This is a genomic window from Asaia sp. A2 (genome assembly GCF_057319415.1).
This window is the reverse complement of sequence record NZ_JBXWTO010000010.1, coordinates 1-25,605: the sequence shown is the minus strand read 5'-3', so window position 1 is coordinate 25,605 and position 25,605 is coordinate 1. Positions and strand designations below refer to the sequence as shown.

Annotated in this window: 27 protein-coding genes; 12 read left to right on the top strand and 15 right to left on the bottom strand. The window is 60.4% G+C overall.

Annotated elements, in window-relative coordinates; all coding sequences use genetic code 11:
* Nucleotides 1–167 precede the first annotated feature (167 nt).
* From ACWNRM_RS09910 to ACWNRM_RS09880, 7 genes are read left to right on the top strand one after another with little or no spacing between them, the layout of a single operon-like run.
* Nucleotides 168–1,343 (top strand): secretion/conjugation apparatus DotM-related subunit, encoded by a 1,176-nt coding sequence (locus ACWNRM_RS09910; RefSeq protein WP_485170696.1) that lies wholly within the window; start codon nt 168–170, stop codon nt 1,341–1,343.
* On the top strand, nt 1,340–2,473 hold the full coding sequence (locus tag ACWNRM_RS09905; RefSeq protein WP_485170697.1) for a type IV pilus twitching motility protein PilT: 1,134 nt from the start codon (nt 1,340–1,342) through the stop codon (nt 2,471–2,473). Before ACWNRM_RS09910 ends, ACWNRM_RS09905 begins: the two co-directional genes overlap by 4 nt.
* A complete protein-coding gene (gene icmT / locus ACWNRM_RS09900) occupies nt 2,473–2,757 on the top strand; it encodes an IcmT/TraK family protein (RefSeq protein ID WP_023977715.1) in 285 nt (94 codons plus the stop codon). The genes ACWNRM_RS09905 and icmT overlap by 1 nt, the downstream gene beginning before the upstream one ends.
* Nucleotides 2,754–3,116 (top strand): hypothetical protein, encoded by a 363-nt coding sequence (locus ACWNRM_RS09895; RefSeq protein ID WP_485170698.1) that lies wholly within the window; start codon nt 2,754–2,756, stop codon nt 3,114–3,116. Before icmT ends, ACWNRM_RS09895 begins: the two co-directional genes overlap by 4 nt.
* The gene (locus ACWNRM_RS09890; protein WP_485170699.1) at nt 3,113–3,622 is read left to right on the top strand and encodes a lytic transglycosylase domain-containing protein; all 510 of its coding nucleotides are present in this window, start codon (nt 3,113–3,115) and stop codon (nt 3,620–3,622) included. The genes ACWNRM_RS09895 and ACWNRM_RS09890 overlap by 4 nt, the downstream gene beginning before the upstream one ends.
* An 11-nt stretch (nt 3,623–3,633) precedes the next feature.
* Entirely contained in the window at nt 3,634–4,233 is a 600-nt protein-coding gene (locus tag ACWNRM_RS09885; RefSeq protein WP_485170700.1) for a hypothetical protein, read from the top strand.
* A gap of 12 nt (nt 4,234–4,245) precedes the next feature.
* On the top strand, nt 4,246–6,708 hold the full coding sequence (locus ACWNRM_RS09880) for a type IV secretory system conjugative DNA transfer family protein (RefSeq protein ID WP_485170701.1): 2,463 nt from the start codon (nt 4,246–4,248) through the stop codon (nt 6,706–6,708).
* Between the two features lie 148 nt (nt 6,709–6,856).
* Here ACWNRM_RS09880 and mobF read toward each other — a convergent pair whose 3' ends face one another.
* Both mobF and ACWNRM_RS09870 read right to left on the bottom strand, forming a co-directional pair.
* Nucleotides 6,857–10,009 (bottom strand): MobF family relaxase, encoded by a 3,153-nt coding sequence (mobF, locus tag ACWNRM_RS09875; protein WP_485170702.1) that lies wholly within the window; start codon nt 10,007–10,009, stop codon nt 6,857–6,859.
* Nucleotides 10,006–10,275, bottom strand: a complete 270-nt coding sequence (locus ACWNRM_RS09870; RefSeq protein WP_485170703.1) for a hypothetical protein — start codon at nt 10,273–10,275, stop codon at nt 10,006–10,008. The genes mobF and ACWNRM_RS09870 overlap by 4 nt, the downstream gene beginning before the upstream one ends.
* A 167-nt stretch (nt 10,276–10,442) precedes the next feature.
* Here ACWNRM_RS09870 and ACWNRM_RS09865 point away from each other — a divergent pair, with 167 nt between their 5' ends.
* Entirely contained in the window at nt 10,443–10,772 is a 330-nt protein-coding gene (locus ACWNRM_RS09865) for an HU family DNA-binding protein (RefSeq protein ID WP_485170704.1), read from the top strand.
* 513 nt (nt 10,773–11,285) lie between these two features.
* Here the strand turns inward: ACWNRM_RS09865 and ACWNRM_RS09860 are convergent.
* The 3 genes from ACWNRM_RS09860 to ACWNRM_RS09850 form a co-directional block, all read right to left on the bottom strand.
* Nucleotides 11,286–11,663: a hypothetical protein gene (locus tag ACWNRM_RS09860; protein WP_485170705.1), complete on the bottom strand. Its 378-nt coding sequence runs from the start codon at nt 11,661–11,663 to the stop codon at nt 11,286–11,288.
* Nucleotides 11,664–11,860: 197 nt separating this feature from the next.
* On the bottom strand, nt 11,861–12,277 hold the full coding sequence (locus ACWNRM_RS09855) for a type II toxin-antitoxin system PemK/MazF family toxin (protein WP_485170706.1): 417 nt from the start codon (nt 12,275–12,277) through the stop codon (nt 11,861–11,863).
* Nucleotides 12,210–12,428, bottom strand: coding sequence for an AbrB/MazE/SpoVT family DNA-binding domain-containing protein (locus ACWNRM_RS09850; RefSeq protein WP_485170707.1), 219 nt, complete (start codon nt 12,426–12,428; stop codon nt 12,210–12,212). Before ACWNRM_RS09850 ends, ACWNRM_RS09855 begins: the two co-directional genes overlap by 68 nt.
* Nucleotides 12,429–12,770: 342 nt before the next feature.
* On the opposite strand from ACWNRM_RS09850, the gene ACWNRM_RS09845 reads away from it, so the two are divergent.
* The 3 genes from ACWNRM_RS09845 (at nt 12,771) to ACWNRM_RS09835 (ending at nt 15,619) form a co-directional block, all read left to right on the top strand.
* Nucleotides 12,771–13,832: a hypothetical protein gene (locus tag ACWNRM_RS09845; protein WP_485170708.1), complete on the top strand. Its 1,062-nt coding sequence runs from the start codon at nt 12,771–12,773 to the stop codon at nt 13,830–13,832.
* A gap of 51 nt (nt 13,833–13,883) precedes the next feature.
* A complete protein-coding gene (locus ACWNRM_RS09840) occupies nt 13,884–14,672 on the top strand; it encodes a death domain-containing protein (RefSeq protein WP_485170709.1) in 789 nt (262 codons plus the stop codon).
* A gap of 197 nt (nt 14,673–14,869) precedes the next feature.
* Nucleotides 14,870–15,619, top strand: a complete 750-nt coding sequence (locus ACWNRM_RS09835) for a hypothetical protein (protein WP_485170710.1) — start codon at nt 14,870–14,872, stop codon at nt 15,617–15,619.
* Between the two features lie 302 nt (nt 15,620–15,921).
* On the opposite strand, the gene ACWNRM_RS09830 is transcribed toward ACWNRM_RS09835, so the two are convergent.
* The 5 genes from ACWNRM_RS09830 to ACWNRM_RS09810 form a co-directional block, all read right to left on the bottom strand.
* Nucleotides 15,922–16,188, bottom strand: a complete 267-nt coding sequence (locus ACWNRM_RS09830; protein WP_485170711.1) for a hypothetical protein — start codon at nt 16,186–16,188, stop codon at nt 15,922–15,924.
* Between the two features lie 62 nt (nt 16,189–16,250).
* Nucleotides 16,251–16,910 carry a hypothetical protein gene (locus ACWNRM_RS09825; RefSeq protein ID WP_485170712.1) on the bottom strand — a complete coding sequence of 220 codons (660 nt, stop codon included), beginning with the start codon at nt 16,908–16,910 and terminating at the stop codon, nt 16,251–16,253.
* Nucleotides 16,911–17,346: 436 nt separating this feature from the next.
* Nucleotides 17,347–17,889: a hypothetical protein gene (locus ACWNRM_RS09820; protein WP_485172201.1), complete on the bottom strand. Its 543-nt coding sequence runs from the start codon at nt 17,887–17,889 to the stop codon at nt 17,347–17,349.
* Nucleotide 17,890: 1 nt separating this feature from the next.
* Entirely contained in the window at nt 17,891–18,283 is a 393-nt protein-coding gene (locus ACWNRM_RS09815) for a hypothetical protein (RefSeq protein WP_485170714.1), read from the bottom strand.
* Between the two features lie 409 nt (nt 18,284–18,692).
* Nucleotides 18,693–20,678, bottom strand: coding sequence for an ATP-dependent helicase (locus tag ACWNRM_RS09810; RefSeq protein WP_485170715.1), 1,986 nt, complete (start codon nt 20,676–20,678; stop codon nt 18,693–18,695).
* Nucleotides 20,679–20,890: 212 nt separating this feature from the next.
* Between ACWNRM_RS09810 and ACWNRM_RS09805 the strand changes: the two genes are divergently transcribed.
* A complete protein-coding gene (locus ACWNRM_RS09805; RefSeq protein WP_485170716.1) occupies nt 20,891–21,481 on the top strand; it encodes a hypothetical protein in 591 nt (196 codons plus the stop codon).
* An 11-nt stretch (nt 21,482–21,492) separates the two neighbouring features.
* Here ACWNRM_RS09805 and ACWNRM_RS09800 read toward each other — a convergent pair whose 3' ends face one another.
* The 5 genes from ACWNRM_RS09800 to ACWNRM_RS09780 are packed head-to-tail and all read right to left on the bottom strand — an operon-like array spanning nt 21,493 to nt 25,451.
* A complete protein-coding gene (locus tag ACWNRM_RS09800; protein ID WP_485170717.1) occupies nt 21,493–22,869 on the bottom strand; it encodes a DUF1173 family protein in 1,377 nt (458 codons plus the stop codon).
* Entirely contained in the window at nt 22,866–23,348 is a 483-nt protein-coding gene (locus ACWNRM_RS09795; protein WP_485170718.1) for a transcriptional regulator, read from the bottom strand. The genes ACWNRM_RS09800 and ACWNRM_RS09795 overlap by 4 nt, the downstream gene beginning before the upstream one ends.
* Nucleotides 23,349–23,366: 18 nt before the next feature.
* Complete coding sequence (locus tag ACWNRM_RS09790; RefSeq protein WP_485170719.1) at nt 23,367–24,059, bottom strand: hypothetical protein; 693 nt, start codon at nt 24,057–24,059, stop codon at nt 23,367–23,369.
* A 10-nt stretch (nt 24,060–24,069) separates the two neighbouring features.
* Entirely contained in the window at nt 24,070–24,480 is a 411-nt protein-coding gene (locus ACWNRM_RS09785; protein WP_485170720.1) for a hypothetical protein, read from the bottom strand.
* Nucleotides 24,477–25,451, bottom strand: coding sequence for a DUF3991 and toprim domain-containing protein (locus tag ACWNRM_RS09780; RefSeq protein ID WP_485170721.1), 975 nt, complete (start codon nt 25,449–25,451; stop codon nt 24,477–24,479). Before ACWNRM_RS09780 ends, ACWNRM_RS09785 begins: the two co-directional genes overlap by 4 nt.
* Nucleotides 25,452–25,605: the final 154 nt, after the last annotated feature.

The window sequence follows — 25,605 nt, the reverse complement described above, 5'->3', positions numbered from 1 at the left end:
CGTTCACCTGGTTTCCTTCCTGGAAATCCGTCGAAAACACGAAATCTAAAAAAAACCATCGCTCTCTGGATCGCCATGTCGGACGATTCGGACATGACGAAGACATATCCCTTCCAGGTGACAGCGCCTCGCTCAGCTCCCCCCTGCCTGAGGCAGGGTCTCCTGTCATGATCGGTCAAGGCACCGATGGAGGCGATCGCTCCGCGCAGATCGCGTTCGGCATCCTGCTGCTCGCTGTCGCGATCGGCGCGATCGTCATCATGGCGTGGATCCGCTTTCATGCGCAGATGGCGACAGAACTGATTGCGCTGCGTCATGCAGAACTTCAGGCTGCCGTTCCCTTCTCGTCATGGGCGCACCGTCTTGATATCGCCGTCATGCAACGTGCGCCACAAGACATGTCCGCCACGACGCTATGGACCGTGCTCAGTCTGACGGGTGGCGTGTATCGACCTCTTGCAGCTGGTATTCTGGGGCTCTGTACTCTGCTTTGCTTTCTGCGTGCGGCAAACACGCGCTTCCCCGGCAGTTACGATCACGCGGCTCTTCAGCGTGAACTCGCCAGGACACACCCGATCGGTGCCGCCTGGGTCGGCCGTAAACTCCCCCCGAAAAACATCGAGCCGCAAGCGCAGCTCCTGCCGCTCGACCCACCCTTGACCCCTGCTGAATTTCTGGCGCGATACGCAGTGGCCGAGGGAAGCTTCCGGGAAATGCAGGCCGAGCACGCTCTGGGCGCGCAATGCGGCCGACCATGGCAAGGTGTCGTGAACGCGTCCACGCTTGCACAAGCGCTCGCTCTGGTTTTCGCCCTTCACGAGGACCTCCGGGGCAGTGAGGCACAGGATCTACTGGGCGCCCTGTCTCTTTCGGTTCCGCACCGCAAGCGGGACGCGCTCGAAGGTCCTTCAGCGGCCTTGCCAATTCCCGGCAGCTTCTCGCGCATGATCCGACGCCGCCTCGGCAAGGAAGAGCCCCTCAGACAGAGGATCGATGCGCTCGGGACGACGCATGGGTTTGAGACTGGAATCCTGCTGACGCTTTTGCAAAAGGCGCGTCTGCGTGGCGGGCTTCTCAATCCTGGCATGTTTTCAGCCATCCAGTTCTATGACAGATCGCTCTGGCTGGTCCTGCAGGCGGCCACCTTCCCCCGTGAGAATGGCAACTGGTGGGAGATGAGCACCACGCTCTGCGTCGAAAGTGCGGGCGCGATCGCGCACTGGCAGAGCGAGTGTGAGGCAGGCACGACGCTCTCGACGCCGGTCGTTGTTCGCCCGCTGCAGATGCTGCGTCAAATCGCCTCTTGCCAGACGCCCGCCCCCGTGGAGAGCGCCCAGCCATGAAAGCCAACGCAGAAAGCACGATGTATTGGCCCGAAGACGGGGTCACTCTCGACAAGGAGGCAATTGACCGCCTGATATCCTGGGCGTCCGGCCTCGGAGCCTCCTCCATCCGGCTCCAGTCAGATCACACGATCGGTATCGGGCTGCACGGCAGGAATTACCAGGTGACGCGGCGAAAGCTGCTCCACACCGATACCATTGCTGCCCTGCACCATTTCTTCCGCTCGAAGGACGGGGCATCCCTGATCGCGCGCAAGGAACACATCAACATCTCGCACTGCGTCTGGCCCGATCGCCGCGCGCGTCGCTACTCGTTTCGCGTACACGCCCACGGATGCCGTGTGGGTGTCAGCGAAGGAATGTCGATCATCCTGCGTCCCCTGGCCGATATTCCCCGCCCGCTCGAGGAACAGGAGGTCGAGCCTGAACTGATCGAGGCCATGAACCAGGGATCGGGCTTCTATCCGGTCTGTGGCCCGACCGGCAGCGGCAAGACAACCCTGCTGGGCGGCTTCGTGCGGGACTGGCTCGAAGACCCGAACGAGCATCGCAACATCATCGAGGGCTCCAAACCGATCGAGATCCTTTACGATCTGGTGAAGCAGCCCTCGAGCCGGATCGACCAGACCGAGATCGGCGCTCATTTTCACAGTTTTCCCGACTTCATCGAGGCGGCCGTAAGGTCCGAGCCGACCGATATCATCGTAGGCGAGTGCAACAACACACAGACGATGATGGCCGCACTTCAGGGCGGCATATCGGGTCATGCCCTGTTGACCTCGCTTCATACGAACGATCCTGCCTCGACGATGCAGCGCATCATCGGTCTATGCCCGCCTGACCAGGCCGGCTCGATGACACTGGCCGCGGCGGAGGGGATGCGTGTGATCGTCAATCAGCGCCTGCTGCCGTCAACGGACGGCAAACGCACGCCGATCCGCAGCTTCATCCGCTTCAACCACGCAAGACGCTCCCGGCTCCTGGATGCGCCGGTCGAGCGCTGGCCGGGTCTCATACGCGAAATGGTGGACAATGAAGGCCAGAGTTTCGCCAAAGCCATTGCGCGGGCGCATTCCGAGGGACGCATCTCGGACGAGGTCGCAGGGCGTGCCAGCCGGAGGGAGGACTGATGAACGTTCCTGAAACAAGATTGCCCAAGACAACGTGGCGCTACACGGCCGAACCGATCATGCTGCTTTTCGTCGATGGACGCGCCCTCATTTTTGGCAGCATCTGGTTCCTTTACCCCGCCTGGTGGACTTTCGCGATTTCGGGTACCGGGGTTCTGGTCTTCTCGATCCTGGGCTGGTTCAGGATCACGCCAGCCATTGCGCTTCGTATCATGCGTGTGTGGTGGTTTGGCCCCATACGCCCCCATATTCCCGCTTACCGGCAACGGGATGCGATCCGATGATGACGATCGCCACCAGTCACCTCTTTGACGCGATGACCGCCTATGCCTTCGAACAGGGCTACAAGGTCACGGAAGGGACACATCGCCTGCCGGCTGCACCGGAGCGGTGGTTTGCGGCTGTGCTTTGTGCCGCCGACGCACGGTTGAGACAGGAGGGCGGCGGCGGATGCCGTGTCGGGTTGCGGCGTATGCCCGTCGCTGAGGGATTATCCAACGGAACCACCGTGCCCTCGATTGTTGAGACGCCCGATCTGGGTACGCTCGTCGAGACCATGCATGACATCCTCGTCTCGTGCCGCGATCCGGAAGGCTTCATTGCCCTCGAGCGCATCCTCGAGAAAGAGCGCGCGCTGGCATGATACGTCCCCTCGTTCTCATAGCCCCCATCATTGCGGGCATCGTGTCTCTCACGACACCCGCGCGCGCCTCGACGAGCGACACCGAAGTCGCTGCCTGCCTCTACGCGGCCGCAGCCGTCCATCATGTGCCGGCGACGCTCCTCTACGCCATTCTCGGCGTCGAAGGAGGCAGGCTCGGCGCAGTGTCGCAAAATACGAATGGCAGCGTCGATATCGGCCCCATGCAGGTCAATGATCTCTGGCTTCCACAGCTCATGACGCACTGGTCCGCGTCGCGTGAGGCGGCGTTTCTGGCCTTGCGCGATAGCGTCTGCGCCAATTTCGAAGCCGGCGCCTGGATCCTGTCGAAAGGCTTTGCAGAAACCGGCGATTATTGGGACGCGGTTGCCCGATACCACTCGCATTCCGGGGCCGAGAAAGCCCGTTATCTCCGCCGCATCCTGGACCGGTTCGAGGCCATGGATCGCGCACGACAAGCATCCCCCACAACGATCGCCTCCAGATAGGGAAGACCACCATGCGCGTCACCATCCATCATCCCAATCGCGACTGCAGCGTACACTACGACGTCGAGCGCGATGTCATCAGCTTCACCTTATGGGGCGAAGCGCACGAGGGAGGCAGGGGCTATACCGAGCTTAACCTGCCCCATCTTTCCCTCAAGCGTCCCTATGAGGAAGTCCATCTTCCGAACGCCGTAGCGCAAGCAGCGGGCCTATCGGCGATGCCCCCAGTACCGCCTGCCGGGCTTGCCGGACGAATATCCGCGCGGAGCCGGTCGGCCCTCCGTCTTCTCGTTGGCGTTCCCGTCGCATTCGGTCTCTGTCTGCTGGCCATGCTGTTTCTGTTCAGGCCCGGGGACCGGGATTCACAAACTGACGCGCACCATGCTGCAGCGTTCAGTCTGCACGGCCTGGAACGGCCTACCGCATCGCGAGATCTTCCCTGGCACTCTTTTGCATCCTCATCGATCCATCCATCCCCGTTCCCGGGGCCCGACATCGATCCCTCACCTGACGCAGAGCCCCACTCAGGCCCCTACAAGCGACTGAGCGACGTCGACCGCACAGATCATGCACCAACATCGTCACCCGCGCCCGGCTTCGGCATGCCCTGAGGATAAAGCATCATGTCTGAACCGATCCTTGGGCCTCAGGACAGCCATATCGTCCGCCAGGGCGGCTTCTACCGTGATACGCGTCGGCCGGAGACACGGCTCTGGGCGTTCATGGCCGACCCGCTCTGCGCAATCGTGCCGTTCTGCCTGACAATGCTCTGCCTGTTCATTCCGGCCCTTTTCGAGCTCTGGCTGCTCATCGCGATCCCTTTTACGCTGCTGGTTGTCTGGCGCTTGCCCATGCTGCCCATGCGCATGCCTGTAGCCGCACGCCGGCGTGACCCCAATTTTCGCGATCAACGCACTAGGCGTCCCGGCAAAGCGACTGGCGACTGGCTCATGTTCGTAGACCGGATCACGCGGCAGCCTGGGTTCCCATCCACCGACGACATGCGCACGCATTGCATCGTGGCCGGCACGACCGGTTCGGGTAAGACCCGGACCCTCGTATGCAAACAGGCCAATGTCGTGGCGCAGGGATCGGGTTTCACACAGGTGGACGGCAAAGGCAGCAATTCGAACTGGAAGGATGTGCTGTCACTCGCGCGCATGCATGGTCGCGAAGCCGAAGTCAGGGTGGTGAACTTCCTGACATCCTCCGGATCGCGCGAGACGCATACATGGAACCCATTCGCCCACGCCAATGCCGACGGCATCAAGAACCTGTTGATCACGCTATTCATCGCGTCCGACGCGGGCAACGGCAAAGGCGGGTCACAACAGTTCTTCGTGGATCGCGGCATGGACCTGATCGCTACATTGAGTGAGCTCCTTGCCTGGATCCGCGACGCACGTCACCTGCCGATCAACCTGCCCACATTGCGCCGGCTGACGTCGGACTTCGACGCCCTGCGGCTCCTGGTCCTCGACCCTGATAGCGAGGAAGGGCATCCAAGGCTGGAATACTGGTCCCATGCGGAACAGCGTTTCATAGACGAGGATCTGCGCGCCCTGCCCCCAAAGGACGGGCGTTCACGTCCCGCTCTGCCAGAACCCATACGTCTGCGCATCCTCAACTATATGCGTGAAACAGGCGGATACACCCCGGGCAAGGCGGTCTCCGCACAGGAGAAAGTCCGGGAGCAGCACGGCTATGTTGTCGGTGGCTTTGGTGCGACCTTCACCCAGCTGAGCGGCACGCTCGGACACATCTTCAATGTCGATGTCGGCGATATCGATATGCACGATGTGCTGTTCAATCGTCGTATCTTGACCGTTATTCTCCCCGTTCTCGAGAACGACAAGAAGGTCAACACGCGTCTGGGGCGCTTCATTATCAATGCGATCCGCTACGGCCTGGCGCCGGGGGTCGGCGGCCAGCTTTCAGGCGACATCGACGAGGTCATCAACAACCGCTTCTCGAATGCGCCGACGGTCTATTGTCTGGATTTTGATGAGATCGGCATGTACGCCTCCGAAGGAGCACAATCCATTCTGTCCCAGGCGCGCGATCTCAATTTCTCGACGACGCTCGCGTTCCAGGAAGTCAGCTCGCTGCAGGACGCGCTGGGCAAGTCCGCTGCCGATGCGCTATTGTCCAATCCACGCCTGCATTTCATTATGTCGCTGAACGACAACACTGCCACGAAACAATGGGTGGAGAGCGCTGCACCTCGCCTGCCGGTCTCAGTGAACACGAATTATCAGGCGTCCAATGTCACGGGCGTCTATCTCGATCAAGGCCGCGCCGATGTGCGGGAAATGCCGCTCTACACCTGGCACGATGTCACCAGCCAGCAACCCGGACAGTGCATCGTTACCTTCTATGGCAGACGCATCTATGCGGAAGTTCCCAACATCCAGCTGGCCAACAAGGGCTATCTGCGCGTCCCTGCCAACCTCACCCTGCCCCGCAATAGCGAACAAGGACCTCCTGTCGTGACAACGATCCCTGCCGCCCGCACTCATGCCGCCGCCAAGCTCCTCGGGCGGGCAGACGCGCTCACCGAGAGCGATCGAGCGGGACCGCAGGGTCAGATGCGTGTTTTCTGCGACGCCTATCGTGAGGCCTTGTCGCTGGATACGGATCCCGATGCGGAACTTCGGATCGTGTATCGTGAGCTCGCCGCCGCCTTCAGGCCGAACCCGGCCGATCGCAAGCAGAATGGCTCAAAGGCCAATTCCCCACCCGCTTCGCAAAGTCCAGACGTGCCAAAGCGCGACACCAGGACCTCCGAGGCAGACACTGGGAATAAGGCCGGAACGCACCCGCTCGATACGGGCGAAGGCTCTACATCCGGCGGCGTGACACCTGACGCATCGCCGTCCCCCAATGAAGCGGCCGATCACGACCTGGATGAGAACGATCCTCTATTGGCCCCACTGCTCAGATTTGGCGTGCGTTCCCAAACGCTCCCTCCTTCTACAACAGTCAATCCGACCCTCGTCGACCCCAACCCCCACGTTCTGGAAATCGTCACGAAAATCGAGGTTTTCAAAGAAGAGAGCGATCGATCATCGAGGTTCGAAGTCTAAAGCCGCCTACCCGGATCGGGATGCTCCGGGCAACGACATTGGCACGTATGCCCGAGCGACGGTTTTTGTCTCGGGAGCCTTGTCGATGCAGTAAAAGACGGCTCCCCGGCAGGCGCCTTCCCGATCAAACCCGCTCTGGAGCGGGACATCACATCCCCGGTGCCTGGCTCGGAGCGCGCTCCCTGACGCGCTCGCGTTCCTGTCGCTTGCGCGCCTGCTCGGCCGCCTGCTCACGACGGGCCTCAGCCTGCATGGCTCGGCTTAGTTCAAAGCCCGTCTGCTTCAGCAGATAGGTCAGATCCTTCCAGTCGCCGGGTGCGGTCGCCTCCAAAACCGCATTCTCGCGCTTCCTCTGCAGTTCGGCGGCGGGACTGCGATCAGCCGTTTGAACGCGCTCGCTGTTGATCGCTGCCGCAATCGCTGTCGCCCGCAACCTCTCCAGCTCCTTCTGGCTCGTGACCAGATCCAACCCCAGCGCCTTGTAGTCATGTCTGCCCAGATCGGCCGCCACACGGTTCCACAGATCCGCCATACGGACCGGATCGGGATCGCCCAGAGCCCGTGAACGCAACTCAGCCTCCCGGACGGCGGCTTCGGAGATCATCGTCCAGCAGCGATGAACATGACGGGTCTCGGCGACATAGGCCATGAATCCGGTCATGCTCGCCGTACCGCGCGGCATGGCGTTGATATGCTCGTCCGACGTAATGCCCTGGGCCGCATCGATCGTCATCGCATGACCGAAGCCCAGCCGGATACGATCGGTATGCTTAACATCGCGCAGATCGTCCCAAGACACGAACCCTTCCCTGCCCTGCCGGTTGCGTAAAACGAGACCATTCTCCTGCACGTCGCTCACTGTTACGAAATCACCATTCGACCCCAGGGAGTGCCGTCGCACGCCATGAGGTGTCCTCACGCGGCACTCTATTCTGTCGAAGAGACGCACACGATCATCGATCGCCAGGGGCAGGTCGTATTGTTCGCCGCGCTGGTCGATCGCGCGCACGACAGCTCGATCCTCTCCGATTTCACCACGCGCCTTCAGATGGGCGCGAATGGCCTGGCTGATATCGGCCACATCGGCGTTTGTCGGCGCCGAGATCGTCACACCACGCGTATAACCGGCGGCAAGCAGCATATCGCGCCGGCGCAGATAGAGCCGCGCGATATCCTCGACCACCTCGCGATGCGAGCCTCCCACGAGACGGACGGTCCCGTCCGCCCGTTTCATGTCCAGGGCTTCTCCAGCCCGAACCACATCGGCCTCGCGCTGCTGAGCTTCGGTCTTCGATAGGTCGCGCCCGTCACTGCGAAACAAGGCAGCGATCGCCCGGTCACGCTGGAACTTCTGACGCAGGGTCGACGTGATCTGTGGAAGATGAGACGGGGGAAGGGCGCGCAGCAGGAGCTCAATGGAATCACCTGCCTCGATTGCCTGACCCTGATCGCGATCGCCCAGCATACGCATACTGAACCCCATCTTCTTCTGATGCTCGAGGAGCTCGAGAAACGGCTTAGGCGCGATCTGGCTCATTTCGTCGATCACCAGGACTGACTTGTCATCGAGGACCAGTTTCCCGGATTTGAACTCACTGAGCAGGCGGGTCAGAGCATAAGTGCGATCAATGCCCGCATCGCGCAGGGCTTCGGCCTGGCGCCAGGCGATGCCGGTGCCGACGACCTGGCGCCCCTCTTCCTTCCAGGCGCTTACGAGCGGTTTGAGAAGGGCGGTCTTCCCAGCGCCGGCCACACCCATCAGGAAAGCGATGCGGTCGGCTGCGCCCAACGCATGAATGGCCGCAAGCTGGGCCGCGCCATGCTCGGGCTCGGAGGTGAAGTCGAGCCCGGACGCCGCGATCGCGCGACGCAGCACCTCCGGATCGAGCCGCCCTGTCTTATCCTCCAGCATGCGCTCGATATGCTGCGAGACGCTCTTTTCGATCCGGATCTGCTCGCGATTGGCAATACGCATCGTGTTGTGCTGCGATCTTTCAACGATCTGGGTCTGCACTCCGTTGAAGACGATACCGCGCTTTTTGATCAGCTCTACCACACGCTCGATATCATGCTCGCCCTTGATACCGACCCCGATCAACCCGCGCGTTGCATGGACGCGCAACAGTTCCGCATCGAGGACTGCAGCACTTTTGAAGTCGTCTGCCACCAGCTTTATCGCCACTTGATAAGCCGCGTCGTGCCGCTCTTCGTCCGAGAGGCTCTGAGCCTTGTGCCTGGTCATCACACTCGATGTCTCCCAGCCCAGCTCCTTCGCCATTTCCTGCCAGATCTCCTGCTCGTTTCCGCCCGTCCATTTGGCCTGACGAAAGATCTGGTTGGTCTGGGACAGGATGCGGAATTTCTCCTCGGCCGACAGCTTCTGCCATTCCCGCCCCTGACTTGCCACGAAGTCCTCGGCGCGCTTTTGCGTGTCCTTGTGCCGCTTGGAGAAGAAATCACGCGCGTGTTCGGGCACGGCCATGACGCGGATCGCGCGATGCGTCTCGTCCACCTGAACCTCGATACCGAGCTCTCGCAGGTGTTCTGCGAGGACCGCCTGGAAATAGGCACCGAAGAGAAAAGAGGTCGTCTTCGTAATCCGGGCGCTATCCAGCGACCCGAGATGGCCGCTTTGCGTCGCAACCGCGTTGAACAGATGGTAGTGGATATGGGACTGTGGGTCGCCTGCCACCGGCACCTCGATGACGGCGGTTGCGCCGTCCGGCCCATCCTGGATCTCGAGCGTCGGTCGCGCCGTGTGGTGGCGATAGAAGACGTAGGCGGTCTCACCTTCCTCGGCATGGGCGGTTTTGCCGTCCCCGCGACGCGCGACACCGACGTGATCCATGATCATGCGCATGGTCTCTTCGCCGGCCTGATGAATGGCATGCCAGATCGCGGCGCGCTCCAGCGCGGTTCCGCAAAGCTCGGCAGCGAGGGAGACACTCTTGTCAGGGCTTGCCGTGAAGTCCCAAGCCGAAAGGTCACGCTTTTTGCCTTGACCGGCCCAGGCTTCACCCGTGTCCGCGCGCTTTGCCTCATACAGGCGGGCCAGGGCTGCATCCGTCGGCGGCGCGCTGGTATCGACGCCAAGCTGATCGGCAATGCGCGATCCCATGCCCGCCATCCAGGCACCCCGCCCGTCGCGCCCCGTATAATAGGCCACCACCCGTCCGCCGCGATCGGCAGAGGGATCCTCCTCGATCCGGACGTCTTTATCCGCCTGCGCCCTGCCTTCCTTCATATAATCGACGATAAGGGCGCCCTGCCCTTTCGCAGAGATCTTGCTGTAGGTGATCACGCGGCTGGTCCGTTCTCGGACGCCTCATGACTGGATCCTGCCATGCGTCGAAGGTCATCATGCATGCTCTTCACTGCTTCGATCAGTTCCTTGAGTAGAGCCGTCGCCGACTCACCCTGAGGAGGTTCTTCCGGGTGAAGGGCCGCGTGGATCTGGGATAGAATCCTCCCCTGAGCGAAGACTGTCTGGATCAGGAGTTCCTGCTCCAGACGGATGGTTTCGATCGTGATACCGATCGAGGACAGCGTTGGGTCTGCAAGGGACATGATGAGGGTCTTTCCAGTTCATGGTCAGGACAGCGTCCAATCGATCGATCCAGAGAGCGAGCCGATTTTTCGCGAAGCCATGATGAAAAAGGCGTCATCTTGCCGGGGGCGATTGCGCTCTGCGCAGGGGCGGCATTAGCGTTGTGCCCTACTCAGGGAGTTGGACCATGAATCTGCATGATCTCGTCACTCAGGTCAGCCAGGAAACCGGGCTGCCGATGCAGGATGTCAAACGCGTCATACAGGCGAGTTTCGGCACCATCGTGAAGGCCGTGGCGGCCGATGAAGACGTCGTTCTGGTTGGCTTTGGCAAATTCGCGGCGAAACACAATGCGGCGCGCCAGGGTCGGAACCCCGCAACAGGGGAGATGATCGATATCCCGCCCTCGCGCGGCATGCGGTTCGCACCGGGTAAGCCGGTCAAGGACGCGCTCAATCCGCCCGAAGAACCAAAGGCACTCCCGGCAGCAAAGCCGAAAAAACGAAAGACGGCATAACACGCCATCACCTGTCTCAGCCGTGGCATAATTGCCATCCGATCAGGTATCGAAAGACCTGCACACCGTGGCGCTTTGCCATGACAGCGCTCACAGAAGCGATGACGGAACACAGGTCGTGTCCGTTGATCGATCTTGCAGAAGCTAGATCTCGTACGCGGTCAGACCTGATCGAGCAACAGTCTATCAGCAGGCTTATCAAGACGAACATCGTCCAGACACTGAAAGGGTCGTTAGCCACGATGACGGATGATCGGACACCAGAGACATCGTTGGTCCGGTTACGCGAGCAAGCAGGGCGGCTGCCGCCTGTCCGAAGGTATATGGTGCGCCACTGCAGGTCGGACAGGATCCTGGGTTACGTGATGCTAACCGGACGTTTCTGGCAATGGTCGGCCGATGGGAAGACATATACCGAAGAAAGTACGACGGGAATATATCGGGTTATTCCCTATAAAAGATCCGAGTATATTCTGCTCCGATGCAGTATGGACGATGCGTGAGTGTGAACATTTATTCTCTCCGGCATCGCTCATCGGACGGGCTCAGCACTCGCAATACGCCATGACCATCAAGGCAACGCTCGAAAAAGGGGATGGCCATACGCGGCACCTGATGGAGCACAAATTCTGATCCTCCTGGAACCTGTAACCACCAGCCGCAGCCTTCCCTGTGAAAGACCGGGCCGCCTTTGCGATAGCTCACCTGTTTCCCGGGGCGCACGATACTGGGCTTTCTGAGTACCCCTGCGATATGGCGCCCACCCAGATAGAGATCACTATTGAAGCGATAGAAGGGTTCGGTCGGCGTCTCGCGCGCAGAGACAACGATCTCAAGATCGCACAGATCCTCGAACCGCTCCGGATACCCATCCACCCCCCAGATGGACATGCATATCCCACGCACATTGTGCTCGTATGCCCGCTCGAAGCTCCAGGCATTCCTGTCCGGGATCCAGCGTCCCCTATATCCTCGCGCCCGGTATGCCAGGTCGGGGTGGAACGGCGCTCTTAGGTGAACGCTTCCACCCGCTGTGACCGCCACGATAACCCCGAGTTCACTGACTTGCATATAAGGCGCAACCCTACTCAATGGTCGCCTTCCTTATGCGCGAGATCTGCAAAGGTCGCCCTCAGGTAACCTGCGACGTCGGATCGGTTTTCTGGTGGTAAGGAAGAGAGTTTTTCCGCATCCCGAGCCTCGATTGTCGCAATCTTCGCGGTTCGCACCATAGATGGCGCTGGAAGGCAAACGCCATCCGGGTCGCTGATGACGACATCTCCATGCCACGTTCGATGCGCTGCAGAAGTGATCATCAGCACCCACAATAAGGGCGGTCCGCCTTCATGGCTGTGTCGTCCGACGACGAGGGCCGGTCGTCGCTGTTGGACCGATCGATTTGTATAGGGGAACGGGACCGCAACGACATCCCACACGTCAAAGGTCACGATACGCTGTCTTATCCTCAGGGCTATCCCACTCGGAGAATGTGACGAAGGGATCATCTCCCTCTTTTCTCGCAGAGATCCGCGTCAGGATAACCCGATCATTCTCTATGGCGTACCCAACAGTGTCGCCAGCCTGCAGACCGAGCGCGATCCTCACCGACTGAGGGATCGTAGTCTGAGCCTTGGTAGAGATCTTACTCGTGATCATGAGTGAAATAGTAAGAATAATCTTTACCGGGTGCAAGAATAATCCTCAGCGCCCTGCGCAGAGTGGCTCCTTTCAAGATTAAGCAGGTGCAGCTGTCGGATTGGACCGAGCCTGACAATACCCCTGCAGAGGGAGGCTGGTTAAGCCCGGACCGCGTTGCGCTGTAGCGCTCCAAGCTGAGGTCGTGATTCGACGGACTTCAGCAGACTGAAAGTCTGCATTTGTGTGTTAGACCCCTTCGCTCCCTCACCGTGTCCCCACTTGGTATCCACTCGGGGATCATCTAGACACCATGGATGATCCACCTTGACGCCGATCCGGCAGGGCTGGTAGAGAGGCCTCATGAGCACCGTGATCGATCTTGAGGCGGGTATTGATCTGTTGCTGCGCAACCAGCGCGGGCAATGGACCCACTCGCCCATCTATCGGTTCTTCGAGGAGCATTTTGACCGGCTCAATGCAGGCTGGACTGGCAAATGCGTGCGCTGGCAGCCCTATGCGGAAATCATTGAGCGTATGGGGCTTCGTCGGATTGACGGCGGCATCGCCTCGCCCACTCTCGTCAAACGCACCTGGTATCGCGTTCGCGGCGCGATGAAGGCAGCTCAGGAAGCGCGCATCCGGGCCGAGGAAGAGGCTGAACTAGAGAAGCTGAGAAGAAAAGAGGCGCGCAAGGCAGCGCAGGCCGCGATCGGTGACATTGTAAGGCAGAGTACACGCCTGCAGGATGTGGCGCTGAAACTCCATGAAATCGGGCGTCCGGACCCTTCCGACCGTTTTCAGGGAAGGCGACCCGTCTATAGTCCGGAAGTCCTGCGTGCGAGCGCGCCGCCAGCTTATCCCATGCCTGAACCAGAGCAGCCGGTGAAAACCGATCACGCGGCGTCCATGCCCTCCACGCCGTCAGGCGGGAAGATTGAGCGACACCCATTTGCCCATCCAGACGATCCGACCATCTACTTCCGGCGCAAACCACAGCCCAAAGTGGAGTTGATGGCGGATCCGACACCGGAAGAACTCGAACGATCGGATATGGGCTGGCCGGGACAGCTACCCCGTGAGCTCTGGGGGGATGTGAAGATCATCACACAGGCATGGTGCGATGCCACGGAAAAGGATCATCGGGACTGGCGGCTCGGGCCGGATCGTTTCGACGTCCCAGGCATGGAAGCCCTGCCTCTGAAAATGACCTTCACTGATGAACGCGACTGGCTCCGCTGCTGGCGTTATCTTTTCATGCAGCGGCAACGTAATTCACAAGGCCGTGCCCCGGATGCCGAGCAGCGTCGCCTGATGGGTGCTTGGTATAGCGCTGGGCTTGAAAGCGACAGAATGGAGGACCGTCTAAAAAAAATGGAGGCGGAAGGAAAAAAACTGCCTGCTCTCTGGATCGGTCACGGATAGGCCAGAAGGGTATCCCTGTCAGTGGGACGGGGCGCGGCAAGGAAAACCCTTATGGCAGCCAGAGTGACACCCGAAGACGATACACCGAAAAAAGCGACCCTGTTCTGGCGTGACGGCCGTGGTCGGTCTGGGGCCAGTACCCTGATGGGTACAATTTCGGAAACGGCGTTCCGCGCCGGTCGCGGCGATATCGTCATCGGTGACGGCGATATCAATAACGACACCCTGACCCGACAATTCAGGGGCCGGAGCGATATCCTGCTACCTCCCCCGTCATCGCGTAATTTCGATGATATGAAGGAATGGGTGAGCGGCGCAATCGACCAGTGTATCGGTAAGCGTAATACGACGATCCTCGATCTCGGCGGCAATGATACCATGCCAAGCCGGTTGGCAGAAGAACTCGATCTTATGACCATGCTCAGGGACAGCGATGTCCGGCTCGTGGTCTGGAGCTTCATGGGCACGGGTTTTGACGATATCGAGAATGTCTATCGCAGTTTCAGAGAGGGCCCATTCGCCGAAGCGCCTCGTGTTCTTTTTCTGAATGGCGGCGTCGGTCAGACCTCGACGGATATCGATGCTGTGCAACGCCATTTTGAGACGGATTCGCGCGTGGAGACCATGATCAAGGCGGGCGCGATTACCGTGACAGTGCCTTATCTGCCCTGTCTGGCCCAGATGGAAAAGGCCAATATCTCGGTTTTCGAGGCGCTCAAAGGGGATCGCCCCAAATCCGGCACGGCGCAGAGCATTTTCTGGCGGGCCATGACGCGCAAATGGTACGAGCGCCTCATGGAGAATATCGAGATGACAGGTCATCCTGAGCTCTTTCTCTGAGTCGGATGCGTCTTTGACACCGGGCCGGTCGCTTGGCGACTGGCCTATCCCGGCTCTGTCCCTTCTCGAAAGTCGGGACTGCCCGTAATTCACCTGGTTCTGCAGGCACACCGACATCGGCCTATGGAACAGCGCAGCCTCGGGCAATCGGAGAAAACGGGGCCAGTAAGATAAGAATATCTGCGAACCACGCGTGAGTGGACGATACCATTCGCTGCGCGGTTGCAGGATCGGATGACATCATCATGAGAACAGATAATACGACCGCGAGCTCTGCTCCGGCTTCGCAGGTCCAGACACTTCAGCTCGCCCGTCGTAACCGGCTTCTTGCCTCGATGAATGAGGCAGGCATTTTCCCGCATGAGCCTCTGGGACAGGTGCTGCTCGCCATGTGCGACGACCAGGTCGAGCAGAGCGCGGCGATCGATGGGCTCCTGGAGCGGAGCATCGCGATCACCGATCGGCTCGACAAGATCGTGCCGGAAATCCGCGAGGCGGCCGATCACGAGATGGAGATCATCCGCGCGCAATCCGCGGCAGCGGTGAAACTGGCGGAGTCCGTCCGTGTCCGGACCGAGCAGTTCAGCACGGAGCAGGCGAACGTGATGGTTGGCGCGATCGTCAACGAAGCCCTTGCGTCATTGAAGGGAGCCTTCCTCTGCATGTGGAAGGGCGAGCTGGAAGGGGCGATGCTGGACATCACGCGGCCGACCACGATCCGCTGGGCGGTGACGGGTTTTATAGCCGCGGTGATTACGATCGTAGGCCTGTTGGGCCTTGGTGCGTGGTGGGAGCACAGGCACATTGGGTATCAGGCAATGGTAGGCGGCCAGTGCCTTGAGAATATGGTCGCCGATCCGAAGAGCAACGTGTTGTGGTGCCAGCTTGACTCGTCACAGGTCCACAAACAGGACCAGCCGGCCGCACAAAGCGCCGAGAGGCGCTGATTGATGGTCTCGATGCGAGCGTTGTCCCTGCTTTCCAGCCCGAAGGGCCGTAGGCGTCCCGCAAGGGACGCCGGAGCATATCCACAGCGCACGCGCTCGACCGTCAAGAGTCGAGAGCGCGTGCGCTGTGGATATGTGGCAAGTGGGGGCAACGCGGCCCCGCGAGGCGCGCGAATGCCCCGCTGCGTGATTTGTGTCCATTTTTGCGCACGGGTGACGCTGTGTGCTTTGGGCCGGATGGCACATATTAAAAAAGGCGGCTCGCGAGAGCCGCCCCGATTTTGCCCGAAGGTTACGCCGGTCTAATGCGTGATGAAGCGGGCCACGCCGGAAAAGGCGGTAGCAATAGCGATCACCGCGCCGATGATGCCGATCGTCCATTGCAGCGCGCCTATCTTGGTATCGAGCGCGCTAAGCTTGGCATCGACGCCCTCGATCCGGGCCGCGAGCGGAGCAGTAACCTCTTTCATCTTCATGGCGATGTAATCCTCGATTGAGTCGACGATCTCGGTCGCCTGCTCATCTTCTATATTGATGGTCTTTAGAGCTTTGAACAAGGGGAGTTGCATGATCGGGCGCATTTCCTTGTGAGGGGACAGGAACCGGACCCTTTCGGGTCCGGCGGGAAGGATCAGAAGCCGAGGGCTGCGGCTTCCTCTGCGGCGGCGCGCTCGGAAACGCTGCGGCGGTTGTTGGGCTGGTAGGGCTGCCAGTCACTCCCCATGAGGTCGCGATAGGCTTCGCAGGCTCCAGCAGCAAGAACGGCGAGTGAGTAAGCATGACCGGCCTTTTCGGCGGCGATGCGACGGAGGTTGGCAGCGCGGTTATCGCCTCCATCGACGCCCTGACGGTCCTCGTCGCGGTGATCGTTCGAAAAGCTGTTTGTCGCATCCCTGGCGGCTGTGCGACGACCTTCATAGTGATTTGCGGAGCCATAGGCAGCACCAATGGCGGCCCCCACAATCCGATCAAGGACCAATTTCAGAGCCGTAAAGTTTGTCTCGTGGCGGTCCTCATAGGTCAGGATAGGGACCAGTGTCTCGTACTGGTCGCGCACCAGCGACAGACCGGCGCCGAAAAGCTCGTCGTATTCACCAACCTTGACCGAAGGAAACCGCTGCGCGATCGCTGCCATCTGGGAGTCTGTGGGAACAAGCCGCTTGATCAGTTCGAGCGTGGGGGCGTTGCTGGCCTTCACGCGGGCCTCTGCTTCCTTGAACTGACGCACACGAGCAGGAGAGAGGTTGCGGGCGGTGGCGTTTGCAGCGATATTGCGGTTTGCGTCTGACATGAAAACACTCTTTCATTCTGGCGAAGTCCCGGAGTGGTGTTCGTTGCACCTTCCGGGGCGCTTTTTGTGTAGGGCGTTATTGCCTGTCCACAAGTAAAGTTATATCGGCCTTTCATAAGAAATAAAATAGACAATACTGCATGTCTATTTGCCTATCCATGTACTGACTGCATAGTAAAAAATCGTATATTCGCTCACTACGGGAGATTGTTATTTATGGTATTTACATAAATACTTCTTCTATTCATGAGCAAGCAGAAGTACGCAGCACAATACGCTCACCGCGTGGGTGCGGCGTGTGACGCCGCAGCCGTAGGCCGCGCAACGCGCGCCCATGCCGTGCCGCCGTTGCTGGGACTATGTCAGTTAATGCCGCACGCGTTTGCGGAATATGGGCGTCTATCGGAAGGGGCGCCCCTGGTCGTGAGGAGGCACCTCAGGAACACAGACTTGCAATGCCACCTGCGATCGCTGCCAAAGCAAGCATCAGCTTCACGCCCATCACAGTGCGTCGTCCAAGCCGCGACGCACGGCGCAGGATGGGGAGAAGCGCAGCCTTGCCGATTACTGTCAGAGCTAGGCCAATGCCAAGCCACTGCCATGCGCCAAAGGACAGGCGTGGCCTGGGCCAGTGGGCAGCCAACCCGCCTAGAAGCCCGGTATGGAACAGATGAGGCAGATGTGAGCATAGCCAGGGCCAGACATCCCCGCATTGATCGGCCGTCAGATACCCGTCCACGCCGGCACTGAGCAGGGCAAGCGCCAGCCCGAACCCGGCGACAAGCCTGTCGCGGCCCGTCATGGGAGGACGATCCCCACCGGATTTTGGCGAGTGCAGCTCGTACCTGGTCATCAGGACGTCGCTATTTCGTGTGAAGTGCCGGGAATAAGTAACGGTGCATCGATCGGGTGTGCGTCCATGCGCTTTGGCGAGACCTTGCCAGTGATCTGCGGCATGCGGCGGTGCTTTGCGTGTCATGTCAGGCCTGCCATCCTGCAAGACCATTCCAAGCCTGAGAAAGCGCCGCCTGGGCGACGCCCTGAGCCACAGGATTGCGAGAAAAGGATCTCGATCCGCCAAGGGCTTTCGCCCTGGCGCGCAGAACAGCGAGCCCGTCTGCTCCGTGTAGGTCAACCACCAGCAGCGATCCGTACCTTCTGAGAAACGCCATGGCACTGGTCTCGATGTCCTGGTGAACAGCCCGGTGCGCACGATAGGCCTCGAGCGATTCAAATGCCTCCGGCTCGCCCTCGATCGCCACCAGCTGCATGAGCGCCCCGAGCGCCACTTCATGCAGCGAGGGATGGTCGAAGGCTTTTGCTTTCAGGCGCGGCAGGACGCGTCTGGACTGATGAACGGCACGATGCCTCATGGTGGACTCCCTTGAACGCACGTCACGCTGCACTCGATCGCCGTGATCGAGATGCATGCAGTGTTCCAGGTTCAGGAAGACAGCTTGCGATCCAGAGAGCATGCATGAAATTTGAGGTCGGATCGATTTTTTGGGCTTTGGTGCATGATTGTGCTGGAACGTATCGAGACTATCCACAGCTTCATCCCCGGAATCTGTGGGTAAGTCGGCTAACGGGGCAGCTCGATCCGTCCCCTGTCGCGGTGGTCAGGACAGGTCCATCTCGTGACCCCACGTCTGTCGGTGAACCCAAAGCAGGCCCCTGCGCCACATAGCGCGCAGTCATGGGCCCATCCCGACCGGGTCGAGCGCGCCGCCGTTTCCTGGCTGCGAGCTTGCTGGGGCATCGAAGGATCGTTTTCGTCGATCGTCATGAGCGCTGCTCTCCGATCCCGCCTGCCTGACGCAGCGAGCCCTCGATCCTGCAGGGCGTCGGGATTTCGTCGATAAAACTGGAGGCTTCGTTCCAGCGATTGCCGCGCTTGACGGCCCAGCTGATGGTGACGCGCTCGCGTGCGCGCGTCAGCGCAACATAAGCCAGGCGACGTTCCTCATTCGCGTCAGTCCCTTCGCTGGCTTGCGGGAATAGTGTGTTCTCCCAGCCGACAAGGAAGACATGGCGAAATTCCAGTCCTTTGGCGCCGTGAATGGTCATGAGCCGCACCCGGCCGTCCAGCCCGTCCCCGGGAGCGCCCGCGCCGAGGGCGGCGTGATCGAACAGGGCTTCACTGGTCGCAAAGTTACCGGCAATGGAGATCAGCTCATGGAGGTTCTGCTGCGGATCGAGACCGTCCTCTCCTTGCCTGCGCAGCATGTCGCTATATCCCACACGCTGAAGGAGCATCTCGATGCGCTCGCCGAGCATGAGATCCTCGCCCAGCGCTACGGCTCGGATAGTAGCGAGGAATGCGTGCAAGCGGGCCATGGCACTCCCCTGCCCTTGCATCCGTTCGGCCGCGAGGAAGAGAGACACGCCCTGCTTATCGGCAGCCTGCTCGATGCGCGCGAGCGTCTTCGCGCCGATACCGCGCGCCGGCAGGTTGACGACACGTCGAAAGGCCTCGTCAGACTGACGTGATTCCATGCTTTCCATGAGGCGCAGATAGGCCAGACCGTCGCGTACCGCGCCACGCTGCCAGAACCCCGTATCGCCGACCAGGACATAGGGAATACGCTGTGCGAGCAGCTGCTCCTCGAGCACGCGGGACAGGAAATTGAAACGGTAGAGCACAGCCATATCGTGCCATGCCACACCCTCTGCCGCCCGCCGTCCTATCTCGCGGGCGAGACGCAGGGCCTCATTGGACCCATCCTTGCAGGCGATGATCTCGATCGGCAGCCCGGGGCCGGCGTCGGTATAGAGGGTCTTGGGCAGACGATCGGGATCAAGGGCGATAATGGCATTAGCGGCCTCGAGAATGACGCCGGTGCTGCGGAAATTGCGCTCAAGCGCAATCATCCGACCGCCCGGGAAGGCCGCTAGAAAATTGCGGATATAGCCGATATCGGCGCCACGCCAGCCATAGATGCTCTGCGCATCGTCGCCGACGCCGAAGAACTCGCCGTGGTCCTGCGACAGCAGCCTTAGCCAGCGATACTGGGCCAGGTTCACGTCCTGAAATTCGTCGACCATGATCGCGTCAAAGCGGCTCGCCCATTCGCGCCGATATGTTTCATCGCCTGTCATCGCCCGCGTCGGGTAGAGAAGAAGATCTCCGAAATCAGCGGCGTTGGCCCGGCGCAGAGCTTCCTGATAGATTGGGTAAAGGCGGATCGCCTCACACAGGACCCAGTCATCTTCCGACATCTCTGCAGCTGGACGTGCTGGCCTGTGAGCCCACGCCTCGTCGGGCAGGACAAGGCGATCCTTGAAGGCGCCTATGTGATGACCAAGACGCTTGGCCCGTTTGCGCATCAGGTCGGCAGCCGCATCGTCAACACTCGCCTCGCCATCCGAGCGGATTTCCGCCTTCATCAGTCTTCGCAGGATCCGCATTGAATCATCGGTCGTCAGAATGTCGAACCCGGGCCGCAGACTGGCGATACCCGGATCACGGCGCAGCATGCGGCAGGCATGGGCATGGAAGGTGCCGACCCAGTTGGGTGTCCTGTCATAGCCCACTGCGTGAGCGATACGCTCGCGCATTTCACGCGCTGCCTTGTTGGTAAAGGTCACGGCCAGAAGTCGATGGGGCGGCATGTGGCGGCGCTCGATACGATCGCAAACGCCGGCGACGAGGGTCGAGGTCTTGCCTGTACCTGCGCCGGCCAGGACCACCACCGCCCCTTCCTGGCGGGCGGCCCGACACTGATCTTCGGTCAGGGTGCTGAAAACGGGATGGGTCGTGTCTGTCATGGTATGCGGTCCGGTCGACAAGGGCGAAGCTTTCGGCCCAAGGGTCTCAGGTCTTTATCCAGAGAGCTTTCATTGTTTTTCGAGAGAGGCCCTTTTTTTGTCGGGCAGGCTTCGGGTTGCGTATGCCTTGCGAAGGACAGGGCAGAACCCGTAAGATCTGAATTCAGCCGCTAACGAGAACGGCGATCAGGTCGGGCAAGGAGCGGCGTATTATGCAAGGCGGTTTTGAAAGCAGGGATATCCTGCGCTTTCCGTTCGAGCGCCAGCATGCCCCGACGATCGGCAATCTGCGCCGCGCCCTACCGGAAGATAAAGCAATACGATCCCTGCAATATCGCTTTGGCCAGAAGCGGGTCACGCGTGCCACGATTTTCCAGATGTCTTACAAGGATGAGCTTACGCGGCTGCAGAGCGAGGAGCCTGATACGGATCTCGATGCTGCCGATTTGCACCAGGATCTTGATCCGCTCTTCGCTGATGGGGTCCATGCGGTCTTCCAGATGCTTGGCGAAGCCCAGCGTGCGCAGGACGAGCTGGCACACCTGACACGTAGAGCAGTCGATGCGATCACGGAGAAGGGCCGGTTCGACGGGCCCGATCCTTGCGTGGAGGAAGCCGATTTTCAGGCGGGCGCAACGCTTGTCAGAGCCTGGGCGGCTGGGATCGAAATGCTGGGGCGCTATCGCGCCGTCCATGACTGGCAGGCAGGGGTTGCCAATGATCCATTTCCTACGGCAAAGCGAAAGAAGTCATCAAGCACTGCGCCCAAAGCCAAGCCCACACCAAAAGGCGGCAAGAAGTAAGCCAGTTCCATCTACCCTGCGATGATGCGTTCCTGAGGTAGGGGCAGGTCTGGCATGGCCTCCCCTAGGGCAGCATTCCAGCTCCACCAATTGCCGACACCGTAGACGTCCCGATAATGCGCCTCCTTGATGTCGCGACGCGCCCTGTATTCCTCGGTATCGAAGCCGTAGACTTCCATGGGCGTGCCGCGGGGATCTCTCGTATCGAGCAGCTCGAAGTCGGGATGGACAAGCTGTGTCGTCTTGTCGAAGCGCAGCGGCTTGCGGAATATACGGTGCTGTCCCTGCAGGTGGATCAACAACGCCAGTTCATGGCTGCTTGCGACAGGCACACAGGACGGCCCAACCTCCATCAGAGCTACGCGTTCGATCCACCCTGTCGTAGCACGGCCATCAGGCGTTGGCCTGAGTTGCGCCGTCACAAGGCCGATCACCTGGGCATTGCCCCGCTCGGTTCTGGCTTGCTGCAGAATGCGCCATGCCCATGGGAATTGCGTTTCCAGCCCCTCTGCCATTTGGGGCGGTCCCATGAGATGAAGGTTGAAGGCACGGGCGCCATCAAATCGCAGGCGGATACGCGGGCCATGAGCGCGTTGCTGGGGCTTTGCCGGGTCTGCAGCGCGCCCCGCCTCGATGTCGATTGCATCGACGATCCCGCAAAGCAGGACACGACGTTCCCCCTGGGCATGGTCGCGGACCTGTTCGAACGCAGGCTGGCCTGCTTCATCATTATACCCGATCATGGCAAGGCTACGATCGAGCGTGGCGCCCCCTGAGACGATTGTCGCGGCACTGCGCTCGATCGCCTGGCGAATAGTCCCCCAGGACCAGCGTCGGCGTCTCTCTTCCGGTCGCCAGTTCGTCAGCCCGGACTGCTCCCAGAGGAGATGGAGAAGACCGAGCAGACTCATCTGGCGTTGACGATCCCCCGGTCGGGCACCGCGCGGGATTTGACGCCGAGCGCGCTCCTCAGCCTCGCCGGCTACGCCACGGATGAGCAAGCCACCTTCCAGTGCAATCCGGAGGTTGCCGTCCAGCAATGGGGTGATGACACCCTGCTCGTATCCGGATCGACCATCCCGGCGAATATCGGGTTCGTGGAAGGGACAGTTCGCGCGATGAAGGGTCCCGCTCTCGGGCATGCGTGCGAGGTGATAGCGCCGTACCCTGTTCCCGTTTTCCCGCACTTCGCGTGAGCGAACGACAAGCTGCAGGGGCGCTCCATTCGCCCAGCAATCGCAATGCGGCCGGTGGGCATGATCGCCATGCGCCTGCGACAGGAGAGCCTGCCATTGGGGCGCCTTGGCTGGATCGTGGTCCCAGTCGAGACTGGCACGTCGAGGACGACCGTCACGCAATGCGTGGGGGAACGTGATCCATGTGTTCATCGGATCGTCTCCATCGTCAGTCTTTCCGCCAAGGGACGGCATATAGATATTGGAGACACCACGGGCCGTGGCAGGTCGCGGTGTCCGTTCTCGAGCATTTCAAGCCAGCGGGACGACCGTGCGCCGAGCCTGCCGCCGCTCTCCAGCAAACGCCTCAGCTCAGTTCGGTGATAGCCAAGATGTTCGGCGAGACGACGCTCCGACCAGCCGATGATCATGAGCGCACGACCAACTGCGTAGGCATCCATGGGCGCGCGATTGCCTGCAATGGGAACGTCGCGCGAAAGCGGGGTCGCATAGCGCCGGTGAAGTGCGTGCAGGGCATCCAGCCACTTCATGAAAGACTGGGGAGGTTCGCCAATGCCATTTCGCCATCTCGCGATCCGGTCCCGCGATATCCGGCTCCGGCGGCTGGCCTGGCAGACCGACCAGCCGATGCCGTTCAGTCTCACGTCGATGAGGGACACCGCTTGATTCACTCAGCCCTCCTCCCCTTTCTAGCCGCGCCGCGCCAGACCGTCAGGTTCGACGTCGTGGATCAGCTCGATCCATGTGTCCCCGCCGGGTACAACCGAGATGATGTCACCTGTCGAAACAAAAATCTCGGTGGGCAGCTCGAGATTCCAGCCACCATGAGCATCAGTGAAGCCTTTGGTGACGAGTCCATATCGTTCGTCGTCACCGTCATGAATGCAGACGAATGCTTCGGGGAAATCCTGCGATGAGGACACGCCACCAGGAGAAACCGTACGTGCCACTGTATCGGGCAGGGCCGACCAATCAGCGGTTGCAACTGCTACGAGATTCAGAAGAGGCACGACCGCGCTGCGCGCCGAAACCGCATCCCGGCCGGGAACGGTTCCGATCTGCCGGACGGCGTATTGCGCCGGATCGATCGAGCGGAACGCGCCCGTATACAGATCTTCTCCGGTATAAATATCGAAGCGCCGTGTGAGATCCCAGCCGCCCGGGATGGGATCGGCGCACACGACGATTCCCGACACCACCTCGCCAGAAACGGGGCAGGACAGTTCGACAAGAGCCCATGGATGGGTACCGCCCAGCTCGGGGCAGCGGCGGTGGTAGTCGCTACACCGGAAATGGTTCATGAACGCTCGCCGTAGCGCTACGATCAGGTCATAGCCAGGCATCAGCAGGTCGAGATCAGTATCAGGATGATCATGTGTCATGGTCGTTTCCTCACTCTGCAGCAATTCTAAAAGAGGCGCCCTGTCGAAGGGCCAGAATTTTGGTTGTGCCGACCCAGCCATTCACGGTGATGAATTCACCGGCGTCGCTGTGGTCGGTTGAAAAAAGGGTGAATTGCCCGTCCAGATCGAAGCCCTGTTCAGGCATCATAGGATCGAGATCGCCTCTTACGGCGAGCCCGGTCGCGCTGTTGGCTATGCCCTCACACTGGATGAAGAGGAGCGGTATCGTGACACCCAGACCGGGGGCCGCCTGCAGCAATCGCGCTGCTTGTCCGCTTAGCAGGAAGGTTTGATAGCAGACCTCAGCCTCTTTCACCTGAGCGAGTACGATAATTTCATCAGTTGTCGACGCAGACGGCGAAGTCTCGTCGTGTCGAGGTCTGCGAGATATGTCGCTCATGCCACTACCGTCTGAGATGCATTGCTGGCCGCGAAGCGCTCCTGCAATGCCTGGTTGAAATCCGTCGCCTCTCCTTCCGGGAGCGCGCGCACGTAACGGACACAGTTTTCAAAGGCGAGCTCAAAGAGCATTCCGGCGTATCGATCTCCGGCCTTGTCCTTATCCGTCGCGACGATCAGATAGGATTGCTGATCGGGGACCATGGCCTCCATCTGCGCCTCAAGAGCCGCGATGGTCTCCGGTCCCATGCCGCCACCCGTAGCGACATAAAGCGTATCGTTTGCACGCTCGACATCCATGGCGGCAAAGGAGAGCGCATCGATCGGCGCTTCAGTCACGACCAGGCGGCGCACGGGCGTGCCGGGCCGGGTCTGGAAACGAAAGAGCGTCTTGACGCTGCCCGCCAGTTGCCGGCGCGTTTCAGGCCCACGCCGCTCGACGCCCGTGATCGCCCCCTGAGCGTTGCGATAACTGAACCAGGCGGCTTTGAAACCATCACGGATAGACCCGTTAGCCGAAGCCTTTCGCAGCAGCCATTCCGGCAGGCAACGTGTTTCTGTCAGATACTGCCAAGCCGTGGTTCCTTTACGCAGCGGCCTGGCCTTGGCCCAGCGCTCGGCGGGAGGCGGATAATCGGATGAAGCCTTCTGTGTGTTCACCCACGGGGTCGAAGCAGGCTCAACACCGACCATCTTGCCCAGATCGCTACAGACATCCCGCCACCAAAGCGTGGGCTCGAAATGCTTGACGAGATCGAAGACGTTCCCCTTGGCCTGGGAACCCGTATCCCACCAGCCCTTGCCCTGATGGGACACGATGTATGTCTCGCCCTTACCACGACGGTATTTGAGCGAATTGCGCGTGCTCTCTTTCTTGTCGAGGGCAAAGCCATAACGCTCCAGAAGGGCCGCACACGATACGCCGGAAGTAATGGCAGCGCGATCAGCTTCAGATAATTCGAAACGTGCCATGATCATTACTCCTCAACGAAAGCCGTGAAGCCGTGAAGCCGTGAAGCCGTGAAGCCGTGAAGCCGTGAAGCCGTGAAGCCGTGAAGCCGTGAAGCCGTGAAGCCGTGAAGCCGTGAAGCCGTGAAGCCGTGAAGCCGTGAAGCCGTGAAGCCGT